This is a genomic window from Candidatus Dependentiae bacterium (assembly GCA_020431705.1).
Lineage (GTDB): Bacteria > Babelota > Babeliae > Babelales > Vermiphilaceae > JAGQHQ01.
In genome coordinates this window covers 1-6,508 of sequence record JAGQHQ010000027.1, presented here as the reverse complement: position 1 = coordinate 6,508, position 6,508 = coordinate 1, and the positions used below count along the sequence as shown (strand labels likewise).

Genomic DNA, 6,508 nt, shown 5'->3' with positions numbered 1-6,508 from the left:
TATTTTATTACTTTTTTTACAAAATTATTTCAAGATTTTAATTTTGGGATAGGTTCTTATATACATATTATGCTAACAAAAAACCAATTCCTACAGATATGATAAATGATACAAGTTATTTAAAAGAAGCAATAACAACATCTTCAACGCCAACTCGTGGTTATTTTTTCTTAAGCATTGATAGAGTAAAAGACTATAAACAACCACCAAAAATTCCTGAATTATTCTATTTTAATCGAGCAGAAATACTTAAAGAATTCTACACTCTTATTCAAGCAGAAATGCTTAAAAAGTTCAACACTCCTAATCAAGTAATCATAAATGAAATAAAGAAATTTACAGCAAAAAGTAATAAAATAAAGGAAAATTTAATAAAACAATACGAAATTAACCTCATGCCAAAAAATAAATTAGAACTTACAAATATCTTAAAGAGCTTAATTAAGTTAACAAGAGAAAATACAAATTTTAACAAAGCAATTTATGCATATAAAATGCTGGCAAGTATAAATTTCTACAAAAAAAGGACAATTCGCCCCATTATCGTAATATACGCACATGGACATGCAAATGCGCAGACAGTTTTGGATACGGTTTATAATCAATTTAAAAACATGGAAGGCGCTAATGTTACCCCAAGCTATAATAAAAAAATTACTAGGCTTATTTCTTATGCACAGGGAAGTAGAGATTATAAAAGTATGGAAGAATATAAAAAATACTTTGAAAAACCTGATATGATCTTTTATGATAGTAAACAATTTCCCCAAGAAGAAAATTACACAACATATGAATTAAAAAATCCAGCTAAACAATAGATATCTCAAAGTATAAAATATAGCGACAAATAAGACTTTTAATAATATACTGGACAACATATGCCGAGCAAAAACAGCACACGTAAGCCCTTATTTGTGATATCGTAATAGAAATGAAATCACTGTATCGGGATTGAGTGAAAGTGAATCAATACCAAGATCCATCAAAAACTCCGCAATCTCTGGATAATCCGATGGCGCTTGGCCACAAATACCGCTATAAACATTATTGCGTTTCGCACCTTCGACTGCTAGCTGTAACATTTTTTTGACTGCCAAATCACGCTCATCAAAAAACTCTGCTAACAATGCCGAATCACGATCAACACCAAGAGTTAGTTGTGTTAAATCATTAGAGCCAATTGAAATACCATCAAAAATTTCGCAAAACTTATCAATCAAGATAACATTTGATGGAATCTCGCACATCATAATGATTTCTAAATCATTTTTTCCTTGTACTAATTCATACTTGCACATTTCATTAAGCACAAGTTGGCCCTCTTGCAACGTTCTAACAAATGGTACCATAATAACAACATTAGTTAGCCCCATTTCATCACGAACTTTTTTGAGCGCTTTACACTCAAGCGCAAATGCCTCACTATACTTCTCATGATAATATCTGCTTGCACCACGAAAACCGATCATTGGATTTTCTTCTTCTGGCTCAAAAAATTCTCCGCCAATTAAATTGCGATATTCATTACTTTTAAAATCAGATAATCGCACAATTACCTTACGTGGATAAAAAGCAGCAGCAATCATACCAATACCCTGCGCTAAACTATCGACAAAAAATGTTAGCTTATCATCATAGGCAGCAGTTATTTTATCTATTTTTTCAATAACAGTAACATCTTTAATTGTTGCTGGTTTGAGCAATGCCATCGGATGTACTTTAATTATATTGTTAATAATAAATTCAATACGCGCTAATCCAACACCATCGACAGGTAACTGGGAAATACGAAATGCACTAGCCGGATCTGCTAAATTAACCATCACCTTAATGGAAAGTTTAGGTAGCGTTTTGAGTACAATCTTTTTTGTTTCAAATGCAAGCACATCATCATAAATAAAGCCCTCAGATCCACGAGAGCAATCCATAGTAATACTCTGCCCTGTTTTAATTTTCTGGGTAGCATTATACGCACCAACAATGGCAGGAATACCCAATTCTCTACTAACGATTGCTGCGTGGCACGTTCTACCACCACGGTTTGTAATAATACCCGCAGCGCGTTTCATAACGGGAACCCAATCAGGATCGGTCATTTGAGTAACTAAAATATCACCCTCTTTTACCTGATCAATATCTCTTACATCTTCAATCACACGTGCAATACCAGAAACAATCTGTTGACCAATACTTTGCCCAGTAAGCAATTCCTCACCGGAATTACCCTTCAAATTATATTGAATCAACACATGATTTTCTTTTTTTGAACCATGTATTGTCTCAGGCCGCGCTTGAATAATATATATCTTGCCATCATCAGAATCTTTTGCCCACTCAACATCCATTGGTGACCACGAGCCTTTAATACCAGAATAATGTTGTTCAATAATCAAAACATGACGCGCAAGAGTTAACACTTCGTCATCTGTTAGTGAAAAATGAGTTTGCTCATGTTCAGTTGTTAAAACTTTTTGTACTAATCCATTATCTCCATGCGCATAAACAATTTTTACTGTTTTATCACCAAGCTGCTTTTTGATGATTGATTTAAATCCTTTTATCAATGTTGGCTTATGAACTACAAATTCATCCGGTACAACCAACCCACCCACGATACTTTCTCCTAGTCCATAGGACGAATTAATCATAACCGAATCTGCAAAACCAGTTTCTGTATCTAAAGAAAAAGCAACACCAGAGCTTGCCCGATCTGATCGAATCATTTTTTGCACACCAACAGAAAGTGCAATATCAAAATGATCAAATCCCTGTTGAACTCGATAGACAATTGCACGATTTGTAAAAAGCGATGCTATACATTTTTTACACGATTCAAGCAGCTGTTGCTCTCCAATAACATTTAAGAATGTTTCTTGCTGCCCAGCAAAAGAGGCCGTTGGTAAATCTTCTGCTGTCGCAGAAGAACGTACAGCAACATCACAGTTTTCTTGTTTATAGTAATCAGACAGTTCTTTATATGCCTGCACAATCTCTCTACACAGATCATCTGGAAACGTTCCACTTTTAAGCAAATCACGAGACTCTTGTCCTACTTTTTGAAGCATACTTATATTATTCACATCAGTCAGCTGCCCCATAATAGCTTTTATTTTGTCACGTAAATTATTGTAATCAAGATAGTACCAGTATGCCTGCGATGTTGTCGCAAATCCTGCTGGAATTAATACATCTTTTTTGCTAAGCTCACGAATCATTTGCCCCAATGATGCATTTTTTCCACCAACTAATGGAACATCATCTATAGTGAGGTGCTCAAACTTTTTTATAAACTTCATTGATCATTTATTAACTTTGTTACGTTTGTGATATCTACCCATCAATTGACCTTCGGCCAGAGTATGCTTTTTTACTTCATTGTAGAATCTGTCTCTTGTCATTTTTTCTTTAACGTTAAGAAAAGTGTCTAATGCGTATACCCTGAAATAATAACGATGAGAACCTGTTGGCGGACACGGCCCACCATAGTCAGCACGTTTCCAGCTGTTAAAACCCTGCTGAGCACCAATTTTATTTATATCCATTTTTGCAGAAAAATTTTTCACATCTTTTGGTATGTTATATACTGTCCAATGTAACCACATGCCATTTGGTGCATCGGGGTCTTCGCAAATCAATGCAAAACTTTTTGTCTCTTCCGGTTCATTTTCCCACTGTAGTGGTGGTGAAATATCTTCACCATGACATGTGTACTCTTGGGGTATACTGCCACCTTCTTTAAAAGCGGTACTGGTAACACGTAACTCTCTTGTACCCATTTTTTCTTCTTTTTGTCCACGAGTAATCCAAACAACTGATATTACGGTAATACAAAGCATTAATAGAATTATTTTACTCTTCACAATATGCTCCTTTACTCTTTTTTTATATTATATTACAGATGTATCTTTAGAATACATATCAACATAGCAAGACACAATATTTTATTGATTTGCTAATCCCTCAAATAAGTCGTATACTAGAGCACATAGTATATTTTATTAATCTCTTAGATACCAAGGAGAAACTGTGGATAGTAATCAGAAACATCCACCCGTTTGTTGCTTTTCTTTTCAACAAAAAAGTTATTCTGTATCAACTGACTGTTGCTTTATCCCGTCCTTAATTCCTTGTTTTGTCACCTCAGTGATTATGGTGACGCCGACGTGCATCTTAGTATGTTTATTAGGGTAATCCCCCTATAATTTATTTTTTCGGTTTACTTTATTTTTTTATCATTATCTATGTATGTTTTTTCGTTTTATTTTTTAGCTACGTAATGCATACAACAGTATGAGGTTGTATTATGAAACGGTTTTTGCAATCACACACACTTTCTACAGGTCTAGCTATTTTTTCTATGTTTTTTGGTGCAGGAAACTTAATGTATCCAATTTTGGTTGGTATACAATCTGGAACTCAAAATATTTTTGGTATGGCTGGCTTTTTACTTACCGCCGTTTGCTTACCACTAGCAGGCTTAGTCGGTATGATCCTTTTTGACGAAAATTATAAATTATTTTTTAACAGACTTGGTGACATAGCAGGTAGCATTGTTATTGCAATTTCATTAATTATAATTGGTCCACTCGTGGCGATACCACGAATCGCAACGCTATCACATACTATGATTGCACCATTTATACCTATTCAATTTTTGCAGCAAGATACCACGCTTTCTTCTTTTATTTTTGCTGTTTTATTTTTTGCACTTACTTTTTCATGCACGTACAAAAAAAGCCGCGTTGTAGATTTACTCGGATATGTTATTAGCCCACTCCTTTTACTATCTTTAGTTACTATCATTGTTAAGGGAATATGGTTTGCAAACGTTTCACTGGAGACTGACATCTCCCCAATTGAAGCGTTTGCATCAAATATAATACGAGGATATGAAACACTTGATTTGCTTGGAGCTATTTTCTTTTCTTATGTTGCACTCACCATACTGAAAAAATCTTACAATGATGAAGTAAACACACAGCATAAGCGTGCAATAATGGGGCTAAAAGCTGGTGGCATTGGCTTAAGCCTGCTTGCCGCCATTTATATTGGCTTAAGCTATCTAGGCGTTCATTTTGGCCCACTACTCCCAGCAAAATTTCACGCTGGAGAAATTTTTAGAGAAATTTCTTTTATTGTACTTGGTTCACACGGTGCAATTATTATTTCACTTGCGGTACTCATGGCGTGTTTGTCAACATCAATTGCGCTATGCACTGTATTTAGTGAATATTTGCAACATGATATCTTTAAAGGAAAAATCAGTTACATTCAAGCACTATTTTTAACTTTCATATTATGCTTACCACTCTCTACATTTGGATTGGGAAAAGTATTAGAACTAACCGGAGGTCCTATAACGTTTATTGGTTACCCTGTTTTGATTACACTTACCATGTGTAATATCTCCTATAAACTATTTGGTTTTAAGCCAATTAAAGTACCAGTTATAGCAACACTTTTTATTGCAACAACTGCATATTATTGGCAACTTTTTACACCATATTTTAGTTAATATAGCTGCTACAATACCATATATAATAGCTTTATATTTTTTACAAAAGGCCTTACTAAGTAAGGCCTTTTTTGCTGCATGGTATATGTACACCTTTGTTTTATTTTGGTTTGATCATGTACATACAGATTGACAAAAAAATAAAACTTTTCTAAGCTATGCGGCACAAAAGCTATATACATATATGGTATGTAAACTATGGGTTGTATGTAAGCATGTGTTATATTAATTTTATTCGATTTTATACACGAAAGGTGTATTGGTTATGTTATGTTACAAAAAGAATACGATGCTTTCTTTGATTTTTATTGCTGCACTCGCAGGAAGTGCTCAGACAACACATGCTGTATCAATAGAATTAATCGATAGACATGTCGGAAACATAATTAACATGATTGCTGATGAACCATTATTGGTTGCAAGCGGTATTATAGTTCCATTTTTAGCTTATTGTATTTTCAGTTATAACTGCAAAGTTCCTAACAAAAATTTTAAAGCACGCTACTCATTACGCTTTAAAGACCTAAAGATTCGTATTCGTAGTATAAGTGGCTTAATGGAACAATTTCGCTACATTATAAAAAATATTTACTGGATTATTGAGGATGGTGTTGTTGGTATCCCTGGCAATTCATCCAACTCAGTTCGTGTTGATCCAATAACCAAAAAAGTAAACGTAAAAGAGTGCTCATCACCTGCTGGTTTATTTGGTTGGATTCATGCATATTCTAAACCAATCACAGAAACGGCAAAAGCTCCTTATGAACTTGGTAAAACCGCGTTACAAATTGCAGTTGGCATATACATTTGGCAAAACATACACAACCTCATTCCTACAATTAAATCTGTTATAGAAGAAATAGCTACAGAAGAAGGAATGAAAAATGCTATTACTGCTGCAGGAAGTAAAGTTTTAATATAAGAACCTATCCCAAAATTAAAATCTTGAAATAATTTTGTAAAAAAAGGAAAATCTCGCTGATAAAAAGATGT

At 34.1% G+C, this 6,508-nt stretch carries 5 protein-coding genes; 3 read left to right on the top strand and 2 right to left on the bottom strand.

From position 1 onward, the window contains the following. The first annotated feature begins 98 nt into the window (after nucleotides 1-98). Nucleotides 99-818: a hypothetical protein gene (locus tag KC460_05000; GenBank protein MCA9770699.1), complete on the top strand. Its 720-nt coding sequence runs from the start codon at nucleotides 99-101 to the stop codon at nucleotides 816-818. 90 nt (nucleotides 819-908) lie between these two features. On the opposite strand, the gene ppsA is transcribed toward KC460_05000, so the two are convergent. After that, entirely contained in the window at nucleotides 909-3,296 is a 2,388-nt protein-coding gene (ppsA, locus tag KC460_04995) for a phosphoenolpyruvate synthase (GenBank protein ID MCA9770698.1), read from the bottom strand. A 3-nt stretch (nucleotides 3,297-3,299) separates the two neighbouring features. After that, nucleotides 3,300-3,776, bottom strand: a complete 477-nt coding sequence (locus tag KC460_04990; protein ID MCA9770697.1) for a YbhB/YbcL family Raf kinase inhibitor-like protein — start codon at nucleotides 3,774-3,776, stop codon at nucleotides 3,300-3,302. A gap of 527 nt (nucleotides 3,777-4,303) precedes the next feature. On the opposite strand from KC460_04990, the gene KC460_04985 reads away from it, so the two are divergent. Both KC460_04985 and KC460_04980 read left to right on the top strand, forming a co-directional pair. Beyond that, nucleotides 4,304-5,515, top strand: a complete 1,212-nt coding sequence (locus KC460_04985) for a branched-chain amino acid transport system II carrier protein (GenBank protein ID MCA9770696.1) — start codon at nucleotides 4,304-4,306, stop codon at nucleotides 5,513-5,515. Nucleotides 5,516-5,780: 265 nt separating this feature from the next. Continuing rightward, the gene (locus KC460_04980) at nucleotides 5,781-6,437 is read left to right on the top strand and encodes a hypothetical protein (GenBank protein ID MCA9770695.1); all 657 of its coding nucleotides are present in this window, start codon (nucleotides 5,781-5,783) and stop codon (nucleotides 6,435-6,437) included. The last annotated feature ends 71 nt before the right edge of the window (nucleotides 6,438-6,508 follow it).